We start from the raw sequence: 22,526 nt of genomic DNA, 5'->3' as shown, positions 1-22,526 counted from the left end.
TTGATTTTTTTGATTATTTGAATATTGGTGAGCACATGACGGGAAAAAGAAATACAAAAAAACTAATTTTTAAGGCTCCACAAAAAAAGAAGAAATGGTTGGTATGTGTACGTTTACCAATCGATATCAAAGAAAAGCTGAAGAGCCAGGCAGAAAAGGATTACAAGGGAAGGGGTAAACAGTCGCAGCTGGTTGAGGATGCAATCCGCTATTACCTGCACACTGTGTCAGAAATTAAATGGACAGATTATGAGAGGAGTTTAGATTATGCGGAGTTAATCGATGATATTAACGAAGGTCTAAGTCAAAAACCGCTAATGAATGCAACTCAGATATTTCTTTCTGATGAAATAATGGTCAAAATACTAGATCTTGAAAAAAATATTAAACTCACAAAGCCACTAATGAGAGATGTAAGAATTGGACTGATACGAAAAGCGTTATCCATAAGGCTAAGTCTCGGAGATAAAGCTTTCTTCGATTCTATAATGAGCCTCAGTTAACCACCGAAGATAAGATGAAGACGGTGGTTAAACCGTCTTACGATATATTAAGGTTTAGAGCTTTGCAAAAAAAGCCTGCGTTTCTCTTTCAGGTCTAACTGATGGCAGAAGAGAGGGTTTTCTAGCAACTATCTGTAAGCACCAGAAGGCAATTGGAATTGCTCCATCTTGACGAGTTTTAACATTTTTAGTGTAAGCATCTGAAAACTCTGAAATGAATCTTGATCGTTTGGAAGAAGGCAAGAGCGTAGGCTGTGAGCCTGCTGCTGCAAAAAAAGCAGCAACAGATTCTTTTGATTCAAAGTGATATATCATTTCCTCTTCGTTGAGACTGATAATATCAAGTCCAGATTCAACCAATAGTTCACGGTAGAAATCTGCCGAAAAAAATTGTCTGGCACTTTTTTGGTCTTTGAAGTAAAGGCTCCATTCGTCTGAGGAACATAAAGCATCAAGGACTTCATGATACAAAGATTTTTTATGTGATAAAAGAAGGGCGATTTGAGCCCCCTCAACTGCAGCCTTGGCTATTCCTAATAGAGCGGAATGCTGATCACTTACCCAGTGCAAACAGTTAAACGATGTAATGATATCAAATTGTTCACGAAAAATGTTTTGACTCGCATCCATCTGAATAAAGCGAATATTTGGGATAGAGCAATATTGAGTGGCTGCATGTTCAACCATTTTCTGTGAAATATCAGTACCGATTACGCATCCATCAGAGACAATTCGGGCAACCTCGCTTGTAATCAATCCATCACCACATCCTATATCCAATACGCGCGAGTCTTTTTGAAAGCTCAAATGGCGAAGCATTCTCATCGCGAAGTTATACTGTAGTGCATTGTTTTCACTATAGTATTTAGGATCATTGTAGATATGTTTTGGCATGGTGATTACACTTAAAATGATTGATTATCAATATTGCTGTGGTAAAATCCAATGCCATTATCGATGGGCATAGTAAGGAAGTTAACTAATGCTTATTTTAAAGAAAATACTTGAAATAATAAAGAGAAAAAATGATTTTGCATTTTCGATAGTGGATGAAGTGCTTGATGAGGAAAGTAGGCATGTAAGTTTTAATGTTAGACTTGAAGGCAAGTGTTTAAGTCCTGTACAAAAAAATGCGATAGACTTACTAAAAATAGCAAGAGATAAAACCATTTTCTCTGATGATGATTACGATAAAATACTGATGGCCGTGATTGATAATCAAAGAAAAATTACCGAAAAAAAATACCAATCCCAATATTCTCTAATTAATCATAGATTTTCAGAACAGCTAGAGGCTCCGTTGGTAGTTTATATGGATGATAAGAATAAACTACATATAAAATTAGCAAAAGAAGTTTATTCTAATATTGAGATTTTAAGAAAATTTAAAGCTGAAGATAGCGCCTGCATAGGAAGCATCGTAGGATATCACGATGCTGAGCAAGAGTTTAAAATGCGTAATTCCGTTAAAAGAAATAATGTCATCACTCTCGATAGGAGGGTTCGGTCAATTTAAGAGCAAAAACATTAGTGTTTTGAGTTTGTTTAGTGTGTTCTGCATATTTTAATTTCTTTATTCTTTGCACAAAGTACGCATTGGGTATGCAAATTAATAATGAGTACAACATTTTAAATGCGTAATCTGATCCTATAATGTTCAGCGTATCAAGCAATCCTGCATTTCCCAGCCCATGGAAAGTAATAAAGTTTGTAGATATTGTGAAAAGAAGCTCACCAACAGCGGTGGCACCAAGGCTCCTCCTAAAAAAACCAGTGCCGAAAATCTTAAGACCCCATTTGCTAAAAATATATGTGTTAGCGAAAAAACCTATTGCCAATGATATTGAGTCGGCTATCGCGATATGTATGAAGCCGGATGTTAAAATTGGATAAATCGATTGATTATCCCAGTGGGTTGGTGATGGCAACATTGCAATACAGTATGTTACTAAGCTGAACAAAAATTCACATATTATTATAAATATAATGAGAAAATAAGAGGCTCTAGGGCTAATTAATTCAGAGATTGAGTCGTTAATGGGAAATAATAAAGGAAAAATAAAAACAGATGCACAAAGTATACCGCCGCCTATTTGCACACCCTTATATCCAAGTATAAACGATGAGAAGAAAATAGTTGTATAGAGCATTCCTATAAATATCAATAATGAATCTCTATCTATTTCAGATTTTCTTGATATAAATTTCAGTTTATTCTTGAGGAAATTAATGTTCATTTTTTTAAAACCATTTTCTCTTCATGTAAGTCCTTATCCGCCATAAATTTGTATAAATCCATATCAAAAAGATTCGTTCTATAGTGAACTATAGATCCGCAAAAAACATAATCGTCAAAGCTGATTTTTTCTATATCTATATTACAATTAGAATTCAGAACTCTTATATAGCAATCATCACCATCAAATATGGTTTGTCTGATTTTTGGTAATGAAGCTTCATTAGAGATTAGTAAAACGAAGTCCTTGTTACATATTTCCCTATCAGGGTCAACAATAACCATAGAATTTATTAAGATAAAAGGTTCCATTAGATTATCCATGGCAATAGTTGCGAAACAATTATTACCTAAGGGGAAGTCAACAGGAACTTTTTTTAGATCCGAATAAAATTTCATTGGATGAGCAATAAATTCCCAAATTTTATTCGGTTGAATAAGCGGTATTTGTTTGCAGCCCATGGGCTCTTCACCAATTAACTGACTAATTGTTATTTGAAAAAAAGAGGAAATTTTTTTTAAAACTTCAACAGTAGGATTTGCGGCTGACCCTTTAAGTAATCTGTAAATGGTGCTCGAAGGCACCCCAGTCATCCGCTCAAGCTCCAAGGCGTTGAGATTATACTTCTGCAGAAGCAGGGGAAGAACAGTAGCTATTGACATGGCTCACCATATATAATAGATTCCCCATAAATGGGGAACGCCATTTATGGGGAATCTTCCCTTGATGCGGGAAGTGTAAACAATTTTTATTCCGGAATAAACCACCGGAATATGATAAGGATTTTCTGCAGGATGTGTACGAACGATTTCCGTAATAGGCAACAGTATGTTTTCAGTAAGTTATTTTGTGGCCTGCCGCATTCTCAAGTTGTATTGATTTTCTATTTATTATCTCTAGCAGATAAGTGTACCGGTATTGTTGAAGGTATAACTTATGCTGATCTCCAACAGCTTTTGTTTATAAAGCCAGCACCGGGTCGCAAGGAAAGCGGTATGCCAACAAAACAATCCATTCGAAATTTCATCAAATCAATTGAACGTGAATGCCCAAAGGACTTCAAAGTTGTTACCGAAGGCCAGAAACTTCGATTTATCTTTCCAACTATGCCTGGCATTTTTGAAGTATATGCTCAAGCAGACGTTGACAGTGAACTTAATACTGTTCATGACATACCAGAAAGCATTGCCAGTACTGGCGACGAGGGTTGTTTTGGTAATGAGCAAAACACAGAAGTTAACACACTTCCTGACATACCTGAGTCTGTAAAGAAAAATAATATATATACAAACAACTCAACTAACTGCGGAATGAAGAAGCCGATTGATCCACATTTCAAGCCGTCACGCGAGGTTTTGGACATTGCAAAGGGCAGAGGATATCTGCGTGCTGAGGAGCCTGACGAAATAGCCGCTTTCATTCGCTACAACCAGATGCATCAAACCGTGTGGGCAGATTTTAACGCGGTATATCTGCTTTGGCTGGAGAACGGCTCCAGGTACTCGCAGCAACAGGAAACTCGCCGAAAGATTAGTACGGAAAACTCAAGGAGCAGTAATCATGGCAATGGCCGCAAAAAAACTTCTGGAAACATCGTTGAGCTTGTCGCATTCCACAATCAGGGTGCCGAGCATCCCGGAGAAGAAGTCCCATTCAACTGTCCGACAATCGTCTGCGAAAATGATCAATCCCAATCATTTGAAATGGCTCTGGCAGAAATTGACGAATGTGTATGGGCAACTTTTCACGAATCGACACGGCCTGTCGGACAACGGTACCTGGTTTGAAATCCTTGGCGACTTAACTCCAAAAGCCATAGATAGTGGCGTGAAGCGCCTCTATGCAACACGAGAGAATGGGAAGTTTTGTGACTTTCCCCCAAACCCGCTGCAATTTCGTGCACTGTGCCTGGCCTGGTATGAAGAAATTGATTTGCCGAGTGCGGGGGCTGCATTCAACGAAATTCAGCGACATGCTTCCTGCGCCCACCAAATGGGCTGGAGTCATCCTGTTGTGCGCTACATTGCTGCGAAACTTCCCGCGGATTTTATGCGGATAGACGACGTGCAGCGCGCCTGGAAGATGTTTGTGCCACTGTATGAAACAGCCTGCAATCTAATGCGTCAGGGGCATGTTCTGCCAAAAGTTGATGTTTCTCCTGTTCACGTACACTCAAGACGTCGGGAAATTGCAAGGCAGCACCTGAATGAAATCAAAAAAATTCTTGGGAGCGCGTCATGACTATTGCACAGTTGCATGTTGTGAGCATTGAGGAGCTATTGTCCGTGCTAATGGATTGTTCTGAGAAGCTTTTTCTTGCGAGCCAGGAAAGCAACAACATCGACTGGTGGAGAGTGTCTCAGCGTGCTGAGCGCGCAAAAGAGTATCTGTCGTTCGTATTGCACCAAAAAAACGGCATTCAGTTGCTTCACTGAGTGATAACCACGAGAGGGAAGAGGGATTATGGTTTCAAAAGAAAAGATTCTGACAGCATTTGCGCCGATGCGCCGTTTTGGTGTTGAGCGTTTTGTACTGCACCTGTCATTTGCCGATGGGCGAGATTTGGTTTTCACAAGTGACGGGGCGTTTTGTGCAACACTGGCAGCGGTGGGGCATGGTGTTTTGGAAGAAGACTTGCAGCACGAGGGAGTTTGTCTTGAGCGCTTCCATCCGGAGTGCCGCTTTACCTTCTCCGCAGTCACCATATCCCTAGTTAGGGAGTTCGAAACGCTGTGCATCGAGCTTATGGATAACCTTGCGCCGTTAATTGTCGAGGCATTTGAGGAGTACCGTTATTTGTTTGTTATGGCTGACAAGCAATTGCGGGATGCGGTGATTCGTGGTGGCTATGAGAAGGAAATTTTGGTGACCGGGCGCGCACGTGACTGCCTGTGGCACGCGGGTCATGGCAAGTCCGCCAAGGAAACGGCAAAATTGCTTTCCATTAGTCCAAGCACGGTTGAAAACCACTTGAAAAACATCCGCGAAAAATTCGATAGAAAACCTTGCTCAGTTATCTTCATTGAGTGCTTGCATCGTGGGATTTTTGGTGGTGTTGGCATACGCGTAAAAAAAGAGACAGTCGATACTCGAAATACTGGAAGCATCTTCTCCCAATGACTGTTTGTGTAGTACTAGTCGGGCGACCTTTACTTTTTATACAAAATTTTATATAATCATGCAATGAAAAAGATAATCTGGCTTGGTAACAGTCATGGAGATCTGCTGGCCTTTCCTGAAGATGCGAGGAAGATAGCCGGCTATAACCTTGATAAGGTTCAACGAGGAGAAGAGCCAACCGATTGGAAACCGATGCCCTCTATTGGGATGGGGGTTAAGGAAATACGCATTCACTGCGCGAATGAATATCGGGTTATCTATCTGGCGCAGAGAGATGAGGGTGTGTATGTTCTGCATTCTTTCGTGAAAAAGACGCAGAAGACGAGCATTCGAGATCTTGAGCTGGCGAAGAAGCGATTTTCGCAGATTAAATGAGTATTCAGGAGGCTATGATGGAAAATCATGTTACAACTGGCAGTGTTTTCGATGACCTTGGCTTTACAGAAGCGGAAGCTGAGAATCTGAAGATTCGTGCGGCATTGATGCGCGCGATTGAAAAATACATTGATGACAGAAGGTTAACACAGAAAGCCGCGGCGCAATTGATGCGCGTAACACAGCCCCGTATAAGCGACCTGAAGCGCGGCAAAATAGAGCGTTTTACTATTGACATGCTTGTAAACATGCTGGCTTGCACTCATGCTTCTATTGCTTTGGTGGTAAATGACAGGATAGCTGCCTGAGACTTTGTGAGCAGGTTCACATCATGTGCAATCCATGTCCGCCAGAAGACGCGAGGACATGCTGCGGTCGATTTTGCTGGGTGGTGTATCAGGAAGAACAGAGAGTTTCGTGCGCTTGTTAAGGGCGCTTAAGGTAATTCTGGTATCACAAAAACTTTGTGACAATTCGTGCTGCTTTATCTGAAAAGCGGCCACTCCAATTTTTCCATTGCCATCTTCAACTACAATCACTTTCCAGTATCCATTCGGCACCCGGTGTGCAAGTTTACAAGACGGCAGAGAAGGCATTGTGTCTTTATCGTACCAGGTACCAGTCACCACATGCACCAGAGGGTACCGGTAGTATTTAACCAGTTTTCGCTCGGTATTCTCCAAATCCAGCCACAGTCCACGGTTAAGTGAAGCAATTTGCGGAGTGACATTCGAGAGGTAGTTGGTTTTCTCCCATGCCTCATGGTTACTAAAGTGCGCGAGTGGCGCGAGATGTCCGCGGTCATAATCATTGTGACTGGCATGATGATAATCAGCGGGCTTCAGAGTGTAACCATCAGGGATGGAGGGGTCTTTCTTCCAGTTTCTTTTGGTGCCCGAGCCATCAAGGTTGTCTGCTGATACGGTATAGGCAACCCAGTCCGCAAACTTGGTTTCCCGATTCGAACTGACGACATACAAAACATTGTTGACGACATCATTCGATGCGGCAGCACCCTGCGGGCAGCACTGATGAAAGCAGGGCGCTTCCTTCAGCGTGCAGGTGTTTGCCGTTTTTCCAAAGACGATGACCGGAATCAACAGCAATGCAACAGCAAATCTTTGACAGAAAACCCTCTGTACGGGACAAAAAATCATATCAACGCCTCGGTCGGTGCCTCGATGCTCAAGAAGGCCATCACCTGACCAATTAAACTCAAGATATTCTGCTTTGCATTGAGAGCCGCATCACGTAGAAAATCAAGACCATAACGAAAAATACTGACCTCTTTTCTACCATGTTTTTTCATTTTGATCGCTTTTTGCTCGTTGCGCCATTCACCTACTTTATAAGCCCAACAAAAGCCGATGCTTAAAAGTGCTATCAGCTTCGAAATACGCTCCGGCTTTGTAATATGCGTGTCCTCAAAGTTAAAGCCGCGCGATTTCAGGCAGGAAAACAGGGTTTCTATTTCCCAGCGCCGGCCATACAATTCGATAGGTGAATCAACTTCTTTATCTGTTGCAACAATAAGTAATTCACCATCTGTAAGCCGGAGCGCGCTCAACCAGACTTTTTGCTTCCAAAGCCTGCGCTCACCCCTCAGTTTTCGTTGTTCACCAGGCTTCAGATCGTAGAAAAGAGCATCCACATTAACGTCAAGCCCCAAGCTGTTGCTGGTTTGAGTGTTGCTTTTGATTCGAATGCAAAATGAGATCCCTTCACTACGCAACCATGAGAACCATTCGTTTCCAACAAACTCTCGGTCAGCCAGCAGACAGGCAACTCTTTCTTTGCCAAACTGCTCTATAAAACGCTTAAGTAAGGCTATACGCTCTGTGGTATTACTGTTCCCGCGCTTGGGCAGCAAATCCCACATGAGAGGGATGGCTATCCCTTTGTAGGCAATAGACAGCATTAATATATTGATATCCTGCTTGCCCCACTGCCAATTTGTTCTGTCTATGCTGAGATACAACGGCGTCTGGTCAAAATCAAAAAAAGTCATCACCCATCCGGCCAGAGCGGTGAAGCATATTGTGAATTCCCTGAAAAATCGCTTGATACGCTTGTAGCGCGATTCTATTGTTGCCTCGCTTTCAAAGCCACAGGCCAGTTCGCTTAAATTGACCGTTCTTACTTTGAACAATGATACCAGCATACAGGCGAAACAGGTCATTCTTGCCTTGTTCCAACTAAAATATCCGTTTAATATACCGCTCAGCTCGTTGATTTCCATGACTCCATGCCTTTTCCTTGAACAGAAACGCAGGGATTGTCTATTAATCAATGAGCTACTTCAAGTTTTTTGTCCCGTACAAAGCAGAAAACCATGATTGCATCCTTGTAATCACGATGTGTTATTCACTGTAACGCATTTATTTCCCGGGCGAATCAGCTATCACAAAAAATATCAAAAAACAATAGCCAAAAACGGCTATTACAATCACAAAATCACCATGAGAACATACGTGTATTCAAGACGTAAAAGTGGTGTTCACCATGCAGGTTGTAACGCGAAGACTGTCAGAAAAATTGGTTATTGAGCCGAATCTTGTAATTGCGATACTTGGCGTCCACTGGAATATCGTACGGCTTGGTATTCATTCGGAAAATCCGGTGGTTATTCGTGACTTTAACCCAAAGGATTATGTGTTCTCATGCAATGAAAAAGGGAGAGGATAATGCTGGTACTTTCAAGAAAAACGGGTCAAACCATTATGATTGGTGATGATATTTATCTCACTGTTCTTGGAGTTAAGGGTAACCAGATTCGATTGGGCATTGATGCGCCAGAAGAGGTTGCCGTTCATCGCGAAGAGATCTACATGCGCATCAAGCAAAATGCAGAGCCTAAAGCCCCTGTTTCAGTGACATACCGCCGCGCCATGCCAAAAATTGACGCATGCCGCATGGTGGGAGCCGCCTGATGAAAGGAGCAAGAACACCTGCAGCCGCGGCCATGGCGGCACTTTTAACAGCATGTGCTGCAACACAGGCCGTTATCACACTCGGAAAGCTTGAGAGCGGCGTACGCATGAGCCAGTCCATTTTTCTCGAGCCAGTATCACTATTCTAAAAAACATAGACGGTAAAGCCGATGTTGGAATATCCGCGCCGAAATCAATACCAGTTCATCGATTAGAGATTTTTGAAAAAAACAAAACTCAGAAAAACAAGGATTAAGCATGAAAGCACATAATGCAGATGCAGGCATGAGTCCCCATGAAGAAGAGTCCACATCTGTCAAGGCGCGTGCAAAGGAAAAATTGCGCCGCGACCTGGGCTTTGTAATCGAGGCAGCCCTTGCCGATCCAAAAACGGTCGAGGTTATGCTCAATGCAGACGGCAAGCTTTGGCAGGAGCGGCTTGGCGAAAAAATGCAATATATTGGCAATATGTCAGCATCGCGTGCTGAGGCTGTAATTAAAACCATTGCAGGTTTTCACGGCAAAGAAATAACCCGCTTTAAACCAACGCTGGAAGGCGAGTTGCCGCTGGATGGTTCGCGTTTCGCGGGCCAGCTACCCCCTGTTGTATCCGCGCCCACCTTTGCCATTCGTAAAAAAGCCTTATCCATCTTTACGCTAAGTCAGTACGTCGATGCGGGTATTATGACAACGGCTCAATGCGACACCATCAAAGCCGCCATTGCAGCACATCGCAATATCCTTGTTATAGGTGGCACGGGTTCAGGAAAGACAACGCTTGTGAACGCCATTATCAATGAAATGGTAGTTTTCGATCCCACCGAGCGCATTTTCATCATTGAAGACGCCGGCGAAATCCAGTGCGCTGCAGAAAACTCGGTGCAGTATCACACAACGCTTGACGTCTCGATGACGATGCTGCTCAAAACAACGCTCAGAATGCGTCCTGACAGAATTCTGGTGGGCGAGGTACGTGGACCTGAAGCACTCGATTTGCTTGATGCATGGAACACGGGGCATGAAGGAGGTGCTGCAACCCTGCACGCCAATAACACGCTCGCAGGACTCACGCGCCTCAAATCCCTTATTACCCGCAACCCCGCAGCTCCCTCTGACATCGACGCACTCATTGGTGAGGCCGTCCATTTGGTTGTTCATATTGCAAGAACACCAGAAGGCCGTCGTGTGCAGGAAATTTTGGAGGTTTCAGGGTTTTACGATGGTGAGTTCATAACACAGAAACTTTAACAACAAGGAGACATTACAAATGACACGTTTTTACCTGGACCGAAAAATACTGGGCCTCATAGGCCTGACACTCTTGTTTATGCTGCTTACCGAGCCGGCACTTGCCGCTAAAGCCGGAGGTAATTTGCCCTTTGACACCTGGCTTGACAAGGTTCGGAGCTCCATCACCGGTCCCTTTGCCTTTACGGCGGCCATTATTGGACTCGTTGGCGCAGGTGCGATGCTTATTTTTGGCGGCGACATGAATGGGTTTTTACGTACCCTGATTTTTGTCGTTCTGGTTATGTCGTTTCTGGTGGCGGCTCAAAACACACTGAAAGCTATTACTGGCCAGGGAGCAGAAGTATCCGCCCTGGCAAGCTACATACAAACAGGAGAGTCTGCATCATGACACGTCGAATTCCTATCAGGCGCGCCGGCAATCGTCATAGTCTCTTTATGGGTGGCGACAGGGAGCTCGTGATGTTTTCCGGACTGATTGCGGCAATCCTTGTGTTTGCAGCTCAGGACTGGATAGCAATATTTGCAGGAGTTGGTCTCTGGTTTTCAGCACTCTGGGCGCTGCGTCGCATGGCCAAAGCCGATCCAGAAATGCGCGCTGTTTATTTGAGGCAGCGTCGTTACAACGCATACTATCCGGCCCGCTCAACGCCATTTCGCATCAATACCAAATCTCAGGGAGCTCAATACAAATGATTGAGTCACTGACGGTTATGATTGCAGCTTTTGGCATAATACTGCTCGTCATTCTGTTTGTCCGGGTACGAGCCATAGGTGCCGATAGTCATCTTAAAAAGCATCGTGCAAAAGACGCGGGTCTGGCTGATTTGCTTAATTACGCAGCCGTTGTTGACGATGGTGTTATTGTCGGGAAAAACGGCTCGTTTATGGCCGCCTGGTTATATCAGGGGGATGACCACATAAGCTCCACCGAGAGTCAGGTTGAGCTGGTGTCCTTTCGTATTAATCAGGCGCTGTCCAATTTAGGCAGTGGCTGGATGATTCACGTGGACGCAGTCAGGCGCGCGGCTCCCAGTTACAGTGACAAAAGCCGCTCACACTTTTGCGATCCTGTATCTCGGGCCATAGACGAGGAGCGTCGCCGATTGTTTGAAAACATGGGCACACTGTATGAAGGCTTTTTTGTCCTGACCCTTACCTGGTTTCCGCCACTCCTGACTGAGCGCAAATTCGTGGAGCTGATGTTTGATGATGATGCCAGCAAGCCATCAAAAAAGGCACGTACCCGGCAGTTAATTGATATCTTCAAGCGCGAATGTCAGTCTATAGAATCACGCCTGTCAGCGGCTGTTAAACTCGAACGTCTTGGAGCCATGAAAATGGTTCACGAAAACGGTTCACAAAAAACCTGCGACAACTTTTTACGCTGGCTGCAGTTTTGTGTCACCGGCCTGAATCACCCGGTTATGCTTCCAGAAACGCCTGTGTATCTTGATGCTCTGATTGGCGGGCAGGAGCTTTTTACAGGGATCACTCCAAAAATTGGGCGCAAATTTATTCAGTGCGTGGCCATCGAAGGCTTCCCATTGGAATCATATCCCGGCATTTTAACCTCCCTTGGCGAGCTGACTATAGAATACCGCTGGTCATCGCGCTTTATTTTCATGGATAACTTTGAAGCGGTTGCCCACCTTGAAAAATATCGCAAGAAGTGGAAACAAAAAGTCCGGGGCTTTTTTGACCAGGTATTTAATACCAGTAGCGGGGTAGTTGATGAAGACGCGGTCTCGATGGTCGCGGATGCGGCTGCCGCCATCGCTGAAACAAACAGTGGCATGGTAGGACAGGGCTATTATACGAGTGTCATCGTACTAATGGATGAGGACCGCGCTCTGGTAGAGTCTTCGGCCCGTTTTATAGAAAAAGCCATCCTGGCTCTGGGGTTTGTGGCACGAATCGAAACCATTAACACCATGGACGCTTTTTTGGGAACGCTTCCGGGGCATGGGGTTGAAAACGTGCGCCGACCTCTGTTAAACACCATGAATCTCGCTGATCTGCTGCCAACCAGTACTGTCTGGACCGGGCAGAATGAGGCGCCCAATCCAAACCTGCCACCTTTCTCGCCACCTTTGATGCATTGCGTCACCCATGGCAACTCGCCCTTTCGTTTAAACCTGCACGTGAGAGACCTGGGCCACACCATTATGTTTGGTCCAACTCGCGCCGGTAAATCAACGCATCTCGGGCTGATTGCCCTGCAATGGCGGCGCTATCCTTCCGCCCGGATTTATGCTTTTGACAAGGGTCTTTCGATGTATCCAGCCTGCAAGGCAGTTGGAGGCGATCACTACATCATCGCAAACGCCAATGAAAAACTGGCCTTTGCGCCTCTGCAGTTTCTGGACACACAAAATGATCGCGCCTGGGCTATGGAATGGATTGACACAGTCCTTGCCCTTAATAATGTCTTTACAACGCCAGCCCAGCGTAACGAAATTGGCAACGCGATTATGAGCATGCACAAAAATGGTGACAAAACCCTGTCTGCTTTTTCCATTACCGTGCAGGATGAGTCGATTCGGGAAGCGCTCAAACAATATACAGTTGATGGGCTTATGGGACATTTACTCGATGCCCTTGAAGACGGTTTTGGTTTGTCTGATTTCATGACGTTTGAAATTGAAGCGCTAATGAATCTTGGCGAAAAATTTGCCTTGCCTGTATTGCTGCATCTCTTTCGCCGTATTGAAGAGTCGCTTGATGGAAGACCTACGTTAATTATCCTTGATGAAGCCTGGCTGATGCTCGCACACCCTGTTTTTTGCAGCAAAATTCAATCATGGCTTGACAGTATGGCCAAGAAAAACTGTACGGTTTTAATGGCCACTCAGCATCTTTCGCACGCAATTAACTCAGGCATTTTTGATGTTATTGTCGAATCAACGGCCACCAAAATTTTCCTGCCAAATGTCAACGCCCGCGATAAAAGTACCGCCGAAGGCTATGTGCGCATGGGGCTTAATGAAAAGCAGATAGACATACTGGCTATGGCGGTCCCAAAGCGCGATTACTACTACGTCAGCGAAAAAGGCCAGCGCCTGTATAGCCTGGCACTGGGACCACTGGCACTTGCCTTCGTTGGCCACACCGACAAAGACTCTCTCGCCATCATTCAGGCGCTTGAGGCACGCCATGGGCGCGATTGGGTGCACGAGTGGCTCCGCACTCTGGGGCTTAGTCTAAATCATTATGGAGAAGCCGCATGAAGCTTAAAGTAAAACAACTTTTTTCAAAAAAAACACCGGCACCAAAAGAGGCTTTAAAAACGCCTGAGCAGACCAATCCCTACTTAAACGCCAGGCGCTCCTGGAATGGGCACGTGACAGGGCTTATGTCTGCCGTTCAAATCTGGCAGTTCATCGGTCTTGTGGGGCTTTTGACAGGACTTGCCTCTGTTGGCGGAATGATAAGCATAGGCAGCCAGTCAAAATTCATCCCGCTCGTGTTTCGAGAGGACGCAGGCGGCAACACCATTTCTGTAACACGTGCCGACAGGGTGCCTGAGGCACAAATCGATGATTACCGAACTGCGGCGTTGCGTTTTATCGAAAACATCCGCCTTGTTACCGCTGACTCGGATTTGCAACGCAAGGCCGTGTTCCAGACTTACGCCTACCTTGCCGCCAACGATCCGGCTACGGTTAAAGCCAATGAGTTTTTAGGAGTCAACAAGGAGTCCAATCCATTTAATCGTGCTGCCAACGAGATTGTCAGTATCGAAATTCACTCCGTTTTGCAACAAACCAAAGAGTCATGGCAGGTCGACTGGATGGAGACCGTCCGAAGTCGCGATGGCGCGCTTAAAGAAAAACCCTATCTCATGCGCGCCATTGTCAACCTGTATCAAAACGAGCTCGATACGGAAGCCAGCAACGTGGAGGCGCTGCGTAATCCGCATTTCATTTTTGTCCGTGACTTTAACTGGTCGAGGCTACTCTAACTCAGGGGTGTAATCCATGAACAAAACCATGCTTTCCTTATTTCTTTTCATGCCAGCTCTCGCGCTGGCAGATGGCGATATGGCCGATCAGTACTTTTCCAAAAAAAATCTTTCGTTAACCCCTCAGGAGCGGACGGCCATATCCATCGGTAAAAAGTGGCAAACGGGGCAGGCCACCAGCAAACCGGTAGCAGCTCGTGACGGCTCCATTCGCTTTGTTTACGGCTCGGGCCAGACGCAAATTCTCTGTGCCGTCCTTCAGGTGTGTGATGTCGCCTTGCAGCCTGGTGAACAGGTCAATAACCTTAACGTCGGCGATCCGCGCTTTGAAGTGGAGCCGGCCATTACAGGTGTGGGGCCTTTGCAAAGACTGCATCTGCTGATTAAGGCGCTTGATGTTGGGCTTGATACATCCCTCGTGGTGACAACAGACAGGCGTACCTATCATTTTCGTCTGCGTTCATCCCGTCACGAGTTTATGCCCTATGTCTCTTTTACCTATCCTGAAGAAGCTCAGGCCAAATGGGATGCTATTCGTCGCGAGGAAGCGCGTGAGCGCCATGACAATACAATTCCGCTGACAGGTGAGTACCTTGGAAATCTTAGCTTTAACTACATGCTCCAGGGGTCAGCCCGCTGGAAGCCCTGTCGTGTTTTTAATGACGGCGTCAAAACCATTATTGAGATGCCGCGCGCCATGCAGCAATCAGAAGCCCCCACGCTTCTGGTACTGCGGCCGGGTGGACTCTTTAAAAAGAGCGAGACCGTGATGGTTAATTATCGGGTTCAGGGAGCACGCTACATAGTGGATACGATTTTTGACCGGGCCATTTTAATTTCGGGTGTTGGCAGACGCCAGGAGCGTATCACCATTATCCGGGGGAGAGCGTAATGTTTAAATGGCTTATCACACTGTTATTCATAATCCAGCTGCAAGGATGTGCTACGACACAATACGGCCATTATGCAACACTTACGCCAACGGTCAATCAGGCGATGGCCAAAGACACGCTAACGCGTCTCACGGTACTTTACCCACCGGCACGCACCAGTTTTACCATCAGACAATCGGTAAAAGACCCCTATGGCACAGCCCTTGTAGCCGCTCTCAGGGGTCGCGGCTACAGCGTTTATGAACTGACAGGGAAGGTCCCCCGAACACAAAAGGCCCATGAAGGCATTGAGCTCGCTTATATAGCTGATGCGCCCTATGGCAATCTGCATCGCGTAACGCTGTTTATTGGTACGCGTATCATAAGCCGTGCCTATGTGGTGAAAGACGGCGTGTTAAAACCACTCGGCTACTGGCTTTTGAAGGAGTAAATGACATGACTGGTCCTCTTGATAACATGTCGCCTGAGTCCTCACCGGGAGACATGAAAAAAACCGGTGTGAAGCGTGTGAATAATTTGCCGCTTTTCATTGCTCTTGGCGCATTCGCACTGTTTGTGGCCATCATTGCGATGGTGGCGGTCAAGCGTTCTGAGAGCCAAAACGAGCCTCCTGTGCCACAAAAGGTATCACGTGATAAAAACACCGACACCTCCTCAATGGCCGCTGACATTGTCGCAGGACACGCGAGTGGCATTATTCCATCGTCACTACCCCCTGTTGTGACCGAAACGTCCATGGCTATCCCTGTGGCGATGATTGACAACCCCGACGCACCTCCCATGCCGGCACGTTTACAGGCATCAATGGCACCGGAAAATCCCGATATCGAGCGTATCCGACAGGAAAAAACCCAGCAGTTTGAAGAGGCAGTCAGGGCTAAAACGCATATTGAATTACCGAGTCAGATGAGTGCCAGCCATGCTAATGCATCCCCATTAACCGGGAATGAGACAGAAGCACGTCTTGCCGAAGTTCGCCGCCAGCTTGCTGAGATGCGCAGAGATGACACCACGGCAAGGTATCAGGCCCGCCTGCAACAAATACGCGCGGCTATGTCTGGCGGCAGCAACATGGCCTCAGAGTCCAAAAGCACTTTTTCTGGAGGCAGTGAAAACAGTGCGCGCTGGGCCCTGAATGCCTCCATTGAAGCACCACGAACACCTTTTGAACTGCGTGCGGGTGCTGTCATTCCTGGCGTGATGATAAGTGGCGTGAAATCAAGCCTTCCCGGCCAGGTTATTGGTCAGGTATCGCAAAATGTCTATGACACCGCAACCGGCAGATTTCTACTTATCCCTCAGGGCACGCGCCTCGTTGGTGTCTACTCAAGTGATGTGTCCTATGGGCAGGACACCGTCATGATAGCCTGGCAGCGCCTTGTTTTCCCGGACGGTAAGGCACTGGACATGGGCTCGATGCCAGGAGCTGACAGCGCAGGTTTCGCGGGTTTTCATGACAAGGTAAATAACCATTATTTCCGCACATTTGCATCGGCCACACTGATGTCGGGCGTGGTTGCAGGTGTTACCTACAGCCAGTCACGAAATCAGGCATCCAATGCTTTTGGTCCACCAACAGCGGGAAGCGTGATGAGCGAGGCTTTAGGCCAGCAGCTGGGTCAGGTAACGGCACAAATGATAGCGAAAAATCTCGACATAGCGCCAACGCTTGAAATACGCCCTGGCTTTCGCTTCAACGTGACGGTCGTTAAAGACTTGACCTTCAATAAACCTTATCAATCCTTTGATTACTATCGCCAGGGAGACAAAACATGATTCTTAAAAAAACCAAAATCTGCCAGTTTGTTTTTGCGCTTTTAAGCGGACTGGCTGTTATTGGCCCCGCCTATCCTACTATGCCCGTTCTTGACTGGTCAAACCTGTTAGAAAGCATTCAACAAACCAGGCAACAGATTGCTCAAACAAAAACGCAACTGGGTCAATATGAAACCATGTTGAAAAACGCAAAATCGCTGGATGCCTTTCACTGGGACCAGGCCCGGGCCACCATGGACAATCTCGTTAGTTCCATTGATACGTTAAGCTATTACAAGCAACAGGCCGGAAGTCTCGATGCCTACCTGTCCCAGTACCAAAACACAGACTACTACCGCGCATCGCCCTGTTTTAACGGAAACTGCACACAAGAAGAACGTCAGGCGCTCCGAAACCGTGAAGCGCGAGCCTCAGAGGCTCAAAAGCGCGCGAATGACGCGATGTTACGCGGCATTGAGCAGCAGCAGGCCTCATTGAAAGCCGATGCGATAAGGCTCGAAACCCTGCAAAAACAGGCAGAAGGCAAGGGAGCCGAGGGACAGTTGTCGGCTATCCAGGCGGCCAATCAGCTGGCCAGTGCCGAGACCCATCAATTAATTCAAATTCGCGGCCTTATGGTCGCTGAGCAAAATGCTGCGGCGACCAGGGCTGCCGCTATTGCCAACAAGGAAGCGATTCAGGCCGCGGGCGATGAGCGATTTCGATCCGGAAGTTTTAAAAAAAGTCAGACTAAAACATGGTAATTCACAATAACAACAAAAGGAGTACAACATGAAAACAGCACTGATACTGTGCCTTATCCTGACGGGCGCGCTGGCTGGCTGCGACAGCTCAAAGCCCTCTGGAAGACCGTTGACCTGTGCCGATTCACCACAAGGACGCAGCAAAGCCGAACAAATGGAGATAGGAGAAGCCTGTTTTCGTGGCGGCAGTTTCAAAAAAAGCAGTAACAGAGAGTGGTGAGGCTCATGAAACGACTTTCATTTAATCCGGTCCTTGTTTTAGTGCTTCTGCTGTTATCAGCAGAGGCCTGTGCCGCTACTGGCATTGATAACGCCAATGTGCTGGACAATATTCTTGAGCGTTTTGCCAATACGGCATCGCTTTGGAGCGCCAAAATGGTTTCCTATGGCACCTGGCTTTTTTGGGGATTGACCCTCTTAAGTATGGTGTGGACCTATGGCCTGATGGCTATGAGAAAGGCAGATATTCAGGAATTTCTCGCAGAAACCATTCGATTTTTCAGCGTTACCGGTTTTTTTCTGTGGATTTTACAAAACGGTCCTGCTATCGCAATGGCCATCATCAACTCAATGCGCCAGGTGGCCTCGGAGGCGTCCGGGTTAAGCCGACTGGTATCGCCTTCAAGTATTGTCGATATTGGTTTTGATATTGCCGCCAAAGTCGCAGATACCTCGTCCATTTGGTCACCAGCGAGCTCAATAGTCGGTTTAATTATTGCAGCCGTCATTCTTGTGGTGCTGGCTCTCGTTGGCGTTAACATGCTTTTGATGCTTGTTTCTGCCTGGCTGCTGGCGTACGGCGGCGTATTTTTGCTCGGATTTGGCGGCGGGCGCTGGACCCAGGATATTGCCATTAATTATTACAAAACCGTTCTTGGTATCGCCATGCAAACCTTTACGATGATTTTGATTGTCGGTATTGGCAAATCCTTTATTGATCAATATTACGCAGCGATGGGCGGTGACATGGCGATAAAAGAGCTTTTCGTCATGCTCGTTGTGTCTATTATCCTTCTGGTCCTCGTCAATAAACTTCCACCGATGATAGCAGGCATTGTGGGTGGCGGGGGAAGTGGCGGAGGCGTTGGGGGACTTGGAATGGGGGCCGCCCTTGGTGCCACTGGCATGGCGGCAGGCATGGCCGCAGGGGCTGCCAGTGCCGCTCTTGGGGCAGGTGCGAGCACAGCTGGCGGGGCTTCGGCTCTGAAGGCGGCGTTTACAGCAGCTCAGCAGAGCATGGCCGTTGGCAGCGGCGGGGGAGGATCTTCTGGCGGGGGACTTGTCGGTGCGGTAGAAAGTGCCGGGCGCTTTGCTACTGCCATGGGCACCAGTTTGGCCCAAGGTGCGGCAGACGTGGCCAAAGAAAAGATGAGCGCCATGAAAGAGGCTGCTTCTGCCCGCATTGCCGACACCATGGGCGGCCAAATTGCATCAAAAATAAACGAGGCAAATGAAATCAATTCCGGGGCTGGCGCAAATACATCCTCTGATGCCAGCAACGACAACAGTCTGCAGCCAGTCTTCGGTAGTGACAGTCTGGGGCCTGCACGCGCGAGTGGTGGGCAAGGCACTCCGCCTGTAAATGATGAAGTGGCGGCCTTTGCCAGTAAATCCTCTTTCAGTGATGCCAGGAGCTAGCCCATGATGCCTTATATCGATATTCCAGAGCCCCTGCAGGAGCGCGTTGTCTGCTCCATCATGGCGGCCATCAAGTACGAAGTACCCGCAAACATTGTTCTGGCAGTCGCTGAAAAAGAAGGTGGCAAACCAGGTCTCTGGTCTGAAAATCAGAACGGCACGTTTGATGTAGGACCCATGCAGTTTAATACGGTTTATCTGAGTGATTTAAAAAAATACGGCATAACAGCCGAGGACGTGGCGGAAAGCGGTTGCTATTCCTATGACCTGGCCGCCTGGCGTCTCAGAGGACATCTTCAGCATGACCAGGGCACGCTTTGGGTGCGTGCCGCCAATTATCATTCACGCACACCCAAATACAACGAAGTGTATCGCGAAGACCTTGTTAAAAAAGCCCAGAAATGGGGAAGCTGGCTTGAGACGCGATTTACCACCTACAGCGTTACAACGCCAGGGGTCGCACCCGTTCGAGCGAGCCTTGTTGCCAAAAACACAAGGGAAATCCCCAAGGCCCCCAGCAAACCACGCACTCGCCATTATAAAAATGCAAAAGAAGCGTTAATGGCCGTTTATGGTCCTGCCAAAACTGAGCTTATGTAAGGAAAATTATGAACGACAAACAAAGCAAAGCCATAGGACCTCAGGTAAGAAAGAAAAATTTAAGGAAAGACAAACTGGTGCCGTTACTCGCAATAGCCTCTCTGATTTCAGGGCTTTGGGCCGCAACGCAATATCTTGCTCATGCCTTTAGCTACCATGCCTCTCTTGGAATGTCGGCAGGAAAGTTTTATCTACCCTGGTCGATTTTCGCCTGGTGGCATGCCTGGTATGAACTGTATCCAGCCTCGTTTAACGCCGCCGCAAGTATTGGCACAATGACTGCGGCAGGGGGCTTGATAGCCTCAGTCCTCATCAAGATGATCATGTCCAACACTTCCAAAGCAAGCGAATTTCTGCATGGTTCGGCGCGCTGGGCCAATAAACAGGACATACAGGAAGCAGGACTTCTCGGCAACAACGAAGGGGTATACGTAGGTGCCTGGGAAGACTCTAATGGCACGCTTCATTATCTGCGTCATAACGGACCCGAACACGTCCTGACTTATGCACCAACCCGATCAGGCAAGGGTGTGGGACTCGTGGTGCCAACCCTCCTGTCATGGCCACACAGTGCGGTCATTACCGATCTGAAGGGCGAGCTTTGGGCGATGACCGCGGGCTGGCGCAAACATCATGCAAAGAACCTCGTCATCCGTTTTGAGCCCGCCACCTTAAATGGCTCGGCCTGCTGGAATCCATTAGATGAAATTCGAATAGCTACTGAAAACGAAGTGGGTGATGTGCAGAATCTCGCAACATTGATTGTCGACCCTGACGGCAAGGGTCTCGAATCACACTGGCAAAAAACAGCGCAGGCACTGTTGGTCGGCTTGATTTTGCATGCCCTTTACAAGCATCGAGAAGAAGGAATTGCAGCCACGTTACCTCAAATTGATAACATGCTCGCCGATCCAGATAACAATATTGCCGATTTACTGACTGAAATGACCCAGTACAAGCATGTTAATGGTGCGAATCACCCGGTGGTAGGGGCGGCAGCCCGTGACATGATAGACCGGCCAGAAGAAGAAGCAGGCTCGATATTATCCACCGTAAAATCCTATCTCTCGCTCTATCGCGACCCGGTTGTCGCCAAAAACGTCAGCCATTCTGATTTTTGCATCAAGGATTTGATGCACCATGAAAAACCGGTAAGCCTGTACATTGTGACCCAACCCAATGACAAGGCCCGCCTGCAACCTCTGGTGCGCGTCATGATAAACCTGATTGTGCGTCTTCTGGCGGATAAAATGGAATTTGAGCGTGTTCCGACTGATATACCGCGCTATCGTCGCTTTTTATCGCGCTTTGGCTTTGAGCAGACGCCCAGAACTTACGTGCGCACAAAAAAAATCTACAAACATCGCCTGCTCGGCATGATTGATGAATTTCCAAGCCTTGGAAAGCTCAGCATTTTGCAGGAATCGCTCGCCTTTGTGGCAGGATACGGCATCAAGTTTTATCTGATTTGCCAGGACATTAATCAGCTTAAAAGTCGCGAAATGGGATATGGTCCTGACGAAACCGTTACTTCAAACTGCCACATTCAAAACGCCTACCCACCTAATCGCGTGGAAACGGCTGATCATCTGTCCAAACTCACAGGACTTTCTACTATCGTTAAAGAGCAAATCAGTACAAGCGGCAAGCGCGCCAGCATGCTTTTAAGCCAGGTGTCCCGCACCATGCAGGAAGTACAGCGCCCGCTACTTACCCCGGATGAATGTCTGCGCATGCCAGGACCTAAAAAAGACGCACGGGGTTATATCAAAGAGGCGGGCGACATGGTGGTGTATGTCGCAGGCTTTCCAGCTATTTATGGTCGTCAACCGCTTTACTTTCAAGACCCTGTTTTTACAGCGCGAGCGGCAGTACCTGAGCCCATGGAAAGTGACAGACTGCGTCCAAAGAGCGTTGCAGGTAAGGAAATTGTGCTATGAAAGGCTTTGCAAAACGCATGCAGACAGCAGGTGCTGTGCTATGTCTTTTCCTGACGGCGCTGGGGGCTACACTCTTTCTTGCCGGCGCACGCATCAATACCAGCAACAGCATCCCCATAGGTCTTTACTGGAAAACAGCGCGCCCCGTGGCCCTTGGGGATTATGTCATTTTTTGTCCGCCACAAAACAATCTGTTTCGGGAGGCGCGAGCGCGAAGATACCTTGACGCAGGCTTTTGCCCTGGCGGTTTTGGTCCCCTGATGAAGCAGGTGGCAGCTATTCCCGGTGATAGCGTCTCGATTAGCGAAGATGGTGTAAAAGTAAATGGCAAAAGACGCGCCTATAGCCGTCCGATGTCAATGGATCTCGAAGGCAGGCCACTGCCCCAGCCACGCATCACACGAAAGCTCAAAGCCTCGGAACTGCTATTGATGACAGATCAAAACCCCGTCTCGTTTGATGCCCGCTATTTTGGACCAGTTAATCAATTTCAGGTGGAGGCGGTTATAAAACCCGTTCTCACCCGGGCCTTACACCAACACCTTACAGGATACTGAAT

The 22,526-nt window shown here is 47.2% G+C and carries 31 protein-coding genes; 26 read left to right on the top strand and 5 right to left on the bottom strand.

The annotated features are described in order from the left end of the window. The first annotated feature begins 35 nt into the window (after positions 1–35). Entirely contained in the window at positions 36–503 is a 468-nt protein-coding gene (locus E4T54_RS11840; protein ID WP_028386778.1) for a hypothetical protein, read from the top strand. Positions 504–557: 54 nt separating this feature from the next. Here the strand turns inward: E4T54_RS11840 and E4T54_RS11835 are convergent, their stop codons facing one another. Then, positions 558–1,397, bottom strand: a complete 840-nt coding sequence (locus E4T54_RS11835; protein WP_081776777.1) for a class I SAM-dependent methyltransferase — start codon at positions 1,395–1,397, stop codon at positions 558–560. 88 nt (positions 1,398–1,485) lie between these two features. Between E4T54_RS11835 and E4T54_RS11830 the strand changes: the two genes are divergently transcribed. Next, entirely contained in the window at positions 1,486–2,019 is a 534-nt protein-coding gene (locus E4T54_RS11830) for a hypothetical protein (RefSeq protein WP_028386779.1), read from the top strand. Here E4T54_RS11830 and E4T54_RS11825 read toward each other — a convergent pair. Both E4T54_RS11825 and E4T54_RS11820 read right to left on the bottom strand, forming a co-directional pair. Beyond that, positions 1,988–2,740: a VUT family protein gene (locus E4T54_RS11825; RefSeq protein ID WP_028386780.1), complete on the bottom strand. Its 753-nt coding sequence runs from the start codon at positions 2,738–2,740 to the stop codon at positions 1,988–1,990. The two genes, E4T54_RS11830 and E4T54_RS11825, sit on opposite strands and share 32 nt — an antisense overlap. Beyond that, positions 2,737–3,402, bottom strand: a complete 666-nt coding sequence (locus E4T54_RS11820) for a helix-turn-helix domain-containing protein (protein ID WP_051550959.1) — start codon at positions 3,400–3,402, stop codon at positions 2,737–2,739. Before E4T54_RS11820 ends, E4T54_RS11825 begins: the two co-directional genes overlap by 4 nt. A gap of 132 nt (positions 3,403–3,534) precedes the next feature. On the opposite strand from E4T54_RS11820, the gene E4T54_RS11815 reads away from it, so the two are divergent. The 6 genes from E4T54_RS11815 to E4T54_RS11790 all read left to right on the top strand — a co-directional run bounded on the left by E4T54_RS11815 (position 3,535) and on the right by E4T54_RS11790 (position 6,543). Then, entirely contained in the window at positions 3,535–4,527 is a 993-nt protein-coding gene (locus tag E4T54_RS11815; protein WP_131793755.1) for a Vir protein, read from the top strand. Beyond that, positions 4,469–4,981, top strand: coding sequence for a hypothetical protein (locus tag E4T54_RS11810; protein WP_131793754.1), 513 nt, complete (start codon positions 4,469–4,471; stop codon positions 4,979–4,981). Before E4T54_RS11815 ends, E4T54_RS11810 begins: the two co-directional genes overlap by 59 nt. Next, complete coding sequence (locus E4T54_RS11805; protein WP_028386783.1) at positions 4,978–5,175, top strand: hypothetical protein; 198 nt, start codon at positions 4,978–4,980, stop codon at positions 5,173–5,175. Before E4T54_RS11810 ends, E4T54_RS11805 begins: the two co-directional genes overlap by 4 nt. Positions 5,176–5,203: 28 nt before the next feature. Then, positions 5,204–5,860 carry a helix-turn-helix transcriptional regulator gene (locus tag E4T54_RS11800; RefSeq protein ID WP_035902784.1) on the top strand — a complete coding sequence of 219 codons (657 nt, stop codon included), beginning with the start codon at positions 5,204–5,206 and terminating at the stop codon, positions 5,858–5,860. Positions 5,861–5,923: 63 nt separating this feature from the next. Then, positions 5,924–6,235, top strand: coding sequence for a type II toxin-antitoxin system RelE/ParE family toxin (locus E4T54_RS11795; protein ID WP_028386784.1), 312 nt, complete (start codon positions 5,924–5,926; stop codon positions 6,233–6,235). 14 nt (positions 6,236–6,249) lie between these two features. Continuing rightward, positions 6,250–6,543: a helix-turn-helix domain-containing protein gene (locus E4T54_RS11790; protein ID WP_028386785.1), complete on the top strand. Its 294-nt coding sequence runs from the start codon at positions 6,250–6,252 to the stop codon at positions 6,541–6,543. 21 nt (positions 6,544–6,564) lie between these two features. Here E4T54_RS11790 and E4T54_RS11785 read toward each other — a convergent pair whose 3' ends face one another. Further along, positions 6,565–7,392: a DNA/RNA non-specific endonuclease gene (locus E4T54_RS11785; RefSeq protein WP_115152897.1), complete on the bottom strand. Its 828-nt coding sequence runs from the start codon at positions 7,390–7,392 to the stop codon at positions 6,565–6,567. Continuing rightward, the gene (locus E4T54_RS11780; protein WP_115152790.1) at positions 7,389–8,474 is read right to left on the bottom strand and encodes an IS4 family transposase; all 1,086 of its coding nucleotides are present in this window, start codon (positions 8,472–8,474) and stop codon (positions 7,389–7,391) included. The genes E4T54_RS11785 and E4T54_RS11780 overlap by 4 nt, the downstream gene beginning before the upstream one ends. Positions 8,475–8,737: 263 nt before the next feature. On the opposite strand from E4T54_RS11780, the gene E4T54_RS11775 reads away from it, so the two are divergent. Genes E4T54_RS11775 through traF form a run of 18 tightly spaced genes read left to right on the top strand, consistent with a single transcriptional unit; the run spans position 8,738 to position 22,524 of the window. Further along, complete coding sequence (locus E4T54_RS11775) at positions 8,738–8,920, top strand: carbon storage regulator (RefSeq protein WP_135100421.1); 183 nt, start codon at positions 8,738–8,740, stop codon at positions 8,918–8,920. After that, the gene (gene csrA, locus E4T54_RS11770; protein ID WP_081776769.1) at positions 8,920–9,165 is read left to right on the top strand and encodes a carbon storage regulator CsrA; all 246 of its coding nucleotides are present in this window, start codon (positions 8,920–8,922) and stop codon (positions 9,163–9,165) included. Before E4T54_RS11775 ends, csrA begins: the two co-directional genes overlap by 1 nt. Continuing rightward, positions 9,165–9,314, top strand: a complete 150-nt coding sequence (locus tag E4T54_RS12050; protein WP_155832462.1) for a hypothetical protein — start codon at positions 9,165–9,167, stop codon at positions 9,312–9,314. The genes csrA and E4T54_RS12050 overlap by 1 nt, the downstream gene beginning before the upstream one ends. After that, entirely contained in the window at positions 9,302–9,421 is a 120-nt protein-coding gene (locus tag E4T54_RS11765) for a carbon storage regulator (RefSeq protein WP_081776771.1), read from the top strand. Before E4T54_RS12050 ends, E4T54_RS11765 begins: the two co-directional genes overlap by 13 nt. A gap of 2 nt (positions 9,422–9,423) precedes the next feature. Beyond that, positions 9,424–10,413 (top strand): P-type conjugative transfer ATPase TrbB, encoded by a 990-nt coding sequence (gene trbB / locus E4T54_RS11760; RefSeq protein ID WP_425324518.1) that lies wholly within the window; start codon positions 9,424–9,426, stop codon positions 10,411–10,413. A gap of 19 nt (positions 10,414–10,432) precedes the next feature. Further along, a complete protein-coding gene (locus E4T54_RS11755; protein WP_035902686.1) occupies positions 10,433–10,804 on the top strand; it encodes a TrbC/VirB2 family protein in 372 nt (123 codons plus the stop codon). Beyond that, a complete protein-coding gene (locus E4T54_RS11750) occupies positions 10,798–11,109 on the top strand; it encodes a conjugal transfer protein TrbD (RefSeq protein WP_028386716.1) in 312 nt (103 codons plus the stop codon). Before E4T54_RS11755 ends, E4T54_RS11750 begins: the two co-directional genes overlap by 7 nt. Then, entirely contained in the window at positions 11,106–13,643 is a 2,538-nt protein-coding gene (locus tag E4T54_RS11745) for a VirB4 family type IV secretion/conjugal transfer ATPase (protein ID WP_028386715.1), read from the top strand. The genes E4T54_RS11750 and E4T54_RS11745 overlap by 4 nt, the downstream gene beginning before the upstream one ends. Then, entirely contained in the window at positions 13,640–14,377 is a 738-nt protein-coding gene (locus tag E4T54_RS11740; RefSeq protein ID WP_028386714.1) for a conjugal transfer protein TrbF, read from the top strand. The genes E4T54_RS11745 and E4T54_RS11740 overlap by 4 nt, the downstream gene beginning before the upstream one ends. Before the next feature lie 16 nt (positions 14,378–14,393). Continuing rightward, entirely contained in the window at positions 14,394–15,269 is an 876-nt protein-coding gene (trbG, locus tag E4T54_RS11735) for a P-type conjugative transfer protein TrbG (RefSeq protein ID WP_028386713.1), read from the top strand. Further along, positions 15,269–15,700, top strand: coding sequence for a hypothetical protein (locus tag E4T54_RS11730; protein WP_028386712.1), 432 nt, complete (start codon positions 15,269–15,271; stop codon positions 15,698–15,700). Before trbG ends, E4T54_RS11730 begins: the two co-directional genes overlap by 1 nt. A gap of 5 nt (positions 15,701–15,705) precedes the next feature. Continuing rightward, positions 15,706–17,046, top strand: a complete 1,341-nt coding sequence (locus tag E4T54_RS11725; protein ID WP_028386711.1) for a TrbI/VirB10 family protein — start codon at positions 15,706–15,708, stop codon at positions 17,044–17,046. Then, a complete protein-coding gene (gene trbJ, locus E4T54_RS11720; RefSeq protein WP_028386710.1) occupies positions 17,043–17,789 on the top strand; it encodes a P-type conjugative transfer protein TrbJ in 747 nt (248 codons plus the stop codon). Before E4T54_RS11725 ends, trbJ begins: the two co-directional genes overlap by 4 nt. 28 nt (positions 17,790–17,817) lie before the next feature. Further along, the gene (trbK, locus tag E4T54_RS11715; protein WP_028386709.1) at positions 17,818–18,009 is read left to right on the top strand and encodes an entry exclusion lipoprotein TrbK; all 192 of its coding nucleotides are present in this window, start codon (positions 17,818–17,820) and stop codon (positions 18,007–18,009) included. A 5-nt stretch (positions 18,010–18,014) separates the two neighbouring features. Next, a complete protein-coding gene (trbL, locus tag E4T54_RS11710; RefSeq protein WP_028386708.1) occupies positions 18,015–19,427 on the top strand; it encodes a P-type conjugative transfer protein TrbL in 1,413 nt (470 codons plus the stop codon). Between the two features lie 6 nt (positions 19,428–19,433). Further along, the gene (locus E4T54_RS11705) at positions 19,434–20,027 is read left to right on the top strand and encodes a transglycosylase SLT domain-containing protein (RefSeq protein ID WP_028386707.1); all 594 of its coding nucleotides are present in this window, start codon (positions 19,434–19,436) and stop codon (positions 20,025–20,027) included. Between the two features lie 8 nt (positions 20,028–20,035). Next, complete coding sequence (locus E4T54_RS11700) at positions 20,036–21,967, top strand: type IV secretory system conjugative DNA transfer family protein (RefSeq protein ID WP_028386706.1); 1,932 nt, start codon at positions 20,036–20,038, stop codon at positions 21,965–21,967. Next, complete coding sequence (traF, locus tag E4T54_RS11695; RefSeq protein ID WP_028386705.1) at positions 21,964–22,524, top strand: conjugative transfer signal peptidase TraF; 561 nt, start codon at positions 21,964–21,966, stop codon at positions 22,522–22,524. The genes E4T54_RS11700 and traF overlap by 4 nt, the downstream gene beginning before the upstream one ends. The last annotated feature ends 2 nt before the right edge of the window (positions 22,525–22,526 follow it).

The organism is Legionella geestiana (assembly GCF_004571195.1).
Classification (GTDB): Bacteria; Pseudomonadota; Gammaproteobacteria; order Legionellales; family Legionellaceae; genus Legionella_B; species Legionella_B geestiana.
Note: the sequence above shows the minus strand (reverse complement) of the source record. Positions and strands in the feature narration are given on the sequence as shown.

Excerpts from the sequence above, each read along its gene's own strand:
- E4T54_RS11785 (WP_115152897.1), bottom strand. The coding sequence starts at position 7,392 with ATGATTTTTTGTCCCGTACAGAGGGTTTTCTGTCAAAGATTTGCTGTT.
- trbB (WP_425324518.1), top strand. The coding sequence starts at position 9,424 with ATGAAAGCACATAATGCAGATGCAGGCATGAGTCCCCATGAAGAAGAG.
- E4T54_RS11725 (WP_028386711.1), top strand. The coding sequence starts at position 15,706 with ATGACTGGTCCTCTTGATAACATGTCGCCTGAGTCCTCACCGGGAGAC.
- E4T54_RS11755 (WP_035902686.1), top strand. The coding sequence starts at position 10,433 with ATGACACGTTTTTACCTGGACCGAAAAATACTGGGCCTCATAGGCCTG.
- traF (WP_028386705.1), top strand. The coding sequence starts at position 21,964 with ATGAAAGGCTTTGCAAAACGCATGCAGACAGCAGGTGCTGTGCTATGT.
- E4T54_RS11740 (WP_028386714.1), top strand. The coding sequence starts at position 13,640 with ATGAAGCTTAAAGTAAAACAACTTTTTTCAAAAAAAACACCGGCACCA.
- E4T54_RS11805 (WP_028386783.1), top strand. The coding sequence starts at position 4,978 with ATGACTATTGCACAGTTGCATGTTGTGAGCATTGAGGAGCTATTGTCC.
- E4T54_RS11700 (WP_028386706.1), top strand. The coding sequence starts at position 20,036 with ATGAACGACAAACAAAGCAAAGCCATAGGACCTCAGGTAAGAAAGAAA.
- E4T54_RS11780 (WP_115152790.1), bottom strand. The coding sequence starts at position 8,474 with ATGGAAATCAACGAGCTGAGCGGTATATTAAACGGATATTTTAGTTGG.
- csrA (WP_081776769.1), top strand. The coding sequence starts at position 8,920 with ATGCTGGTACTTTCAAGAAAAACGGGTCAAACCATTATGATTGGTGAT.
- E4T54_RS11840 (WP_028386778.1), top strand. The coding sequence starts at position 36 with ATGACGGGAAAAAGAAATACAAAAAAACTAATTTTTAAGGCTCCACAA.
- E4T54_RS11830 (WP_028386779.1), top strand. The coding sequence starts at position 1,486 with ATGCTTATTTTAAAGAAAATACTTGAAATAATAAAGAGAAAAAATGAT.
- E4T54_RS11800 (WP_035902784.1), top strand. The coding sequence starts at position 5,204 with ATGGTTTCAAAAGAAAAGATTCTGACAGCATTTGCGCCGATGCGCCGT.
- E4T54_RS11705 (WP_028386707.1), top strand. The coding sequence starts at position 19,434 with ATGCCTTATATCGATATTCCAGAGCCCCTGCAGGAGCGCGTTGTCTGC.
- trbL (WP_028386708.1), top strand. The coding sequence starts at position 18,015 with ATGAAACGACTTTCATTTAATCCGGTCCTTGTTTTAGTGCTTCTGCTG.
- E4T54_RS11795 (WP_028386784.1), top strand. The coding sequence starts at position 5,924 with ATGAAAAAGATAATCTGGCTTGGTAACAGTCATGGAGATCTGCTGGCC.
- E4T54_RS11775 (WP_135100421.1), top strand. The coding sequence starts at position 8,738 with ATGCAGGTTGTAACGCGAAGACTGTCAGAAAAATTGGTTATTGAGCCG.
- E4T54_RS11815 (WP_131793755.1), top strand. The coding sequence starts at position 3,535 with ATGTGTACGAACGATTTCCGTAATAGGCAACAGTATGTTTTCAGTAAG.
- E4T54_RS11820 (WP_051550959.1), bottom strand. The coding sequence starts at position 3,402 with ATGTCAATAGCTACTGTTCTTCCCCTGCTTCTGCAGAAGTATAATCTC.
- E4T54_RS11835 (WP_081776777.1), bottom strand. The coding sequence starts at position 1,397 with ATGCCAAAACATATCTACAATGATCCTAAATACTATAGTGAAAACAAT.
- trbJ (WP_028386710.1), top strand. The coding sequence starts at position 17,043 with ATGATTCTTAAAAAAACCAAAATCTGCCAGTTTGTTTTTGCGCTTTTA.
- E4T54_RS11790 (WP_028386785.1), top strand. The coding sequence starts at position 6,250 with ATGATGGAAAATCATGTTACAACTGGCAGTGTTTTCGATGACCTTGGC.
- E4T54_RS12050 (WP_155832462.1), top strand. The coding sequence starts at position 9,165 with ATGAAAGGAGCAAGAACACCTGCAGCCGCGGCCATGGCGGCACTTTTA.
- E4T54_RS11745 (WP_028386715.1), top strand. The coding sequence starts at position 11,106 with ATGATTGAGTCACTGACGGTTATGATTGCAGCTTTTGGCATAATACTG.
- trbK (WP_028386709.1), top strand. The coding sequence starts at position 17,818 with ATGAAAACAGCACTGATACTGTGCCTTATCCTGACGGGCGCGCTGGCT.
- trbG (WP_028386713.1), top strand. The coding sequence starts at position 14,394 with ATGAACAAAACCATGCTTTCCTTATTTCTTTTCATGCCAGCTCTCGCG.
- E4T54_RS11730 (WP_028386712.1), top strand. The coding sequence starts at position 15,269 with ATGTTTAAATGGCTTATCACACTGTTATTCATAATCCAGCTGCAAGGA.
- E4T54_RS11825 (WP_028386780.1), bottom strand. The coding sequence starts at position 2,740 with ATGAACATTAATTTCCTCAAGAATAAACTGAAATTTATATCAAGAAAA.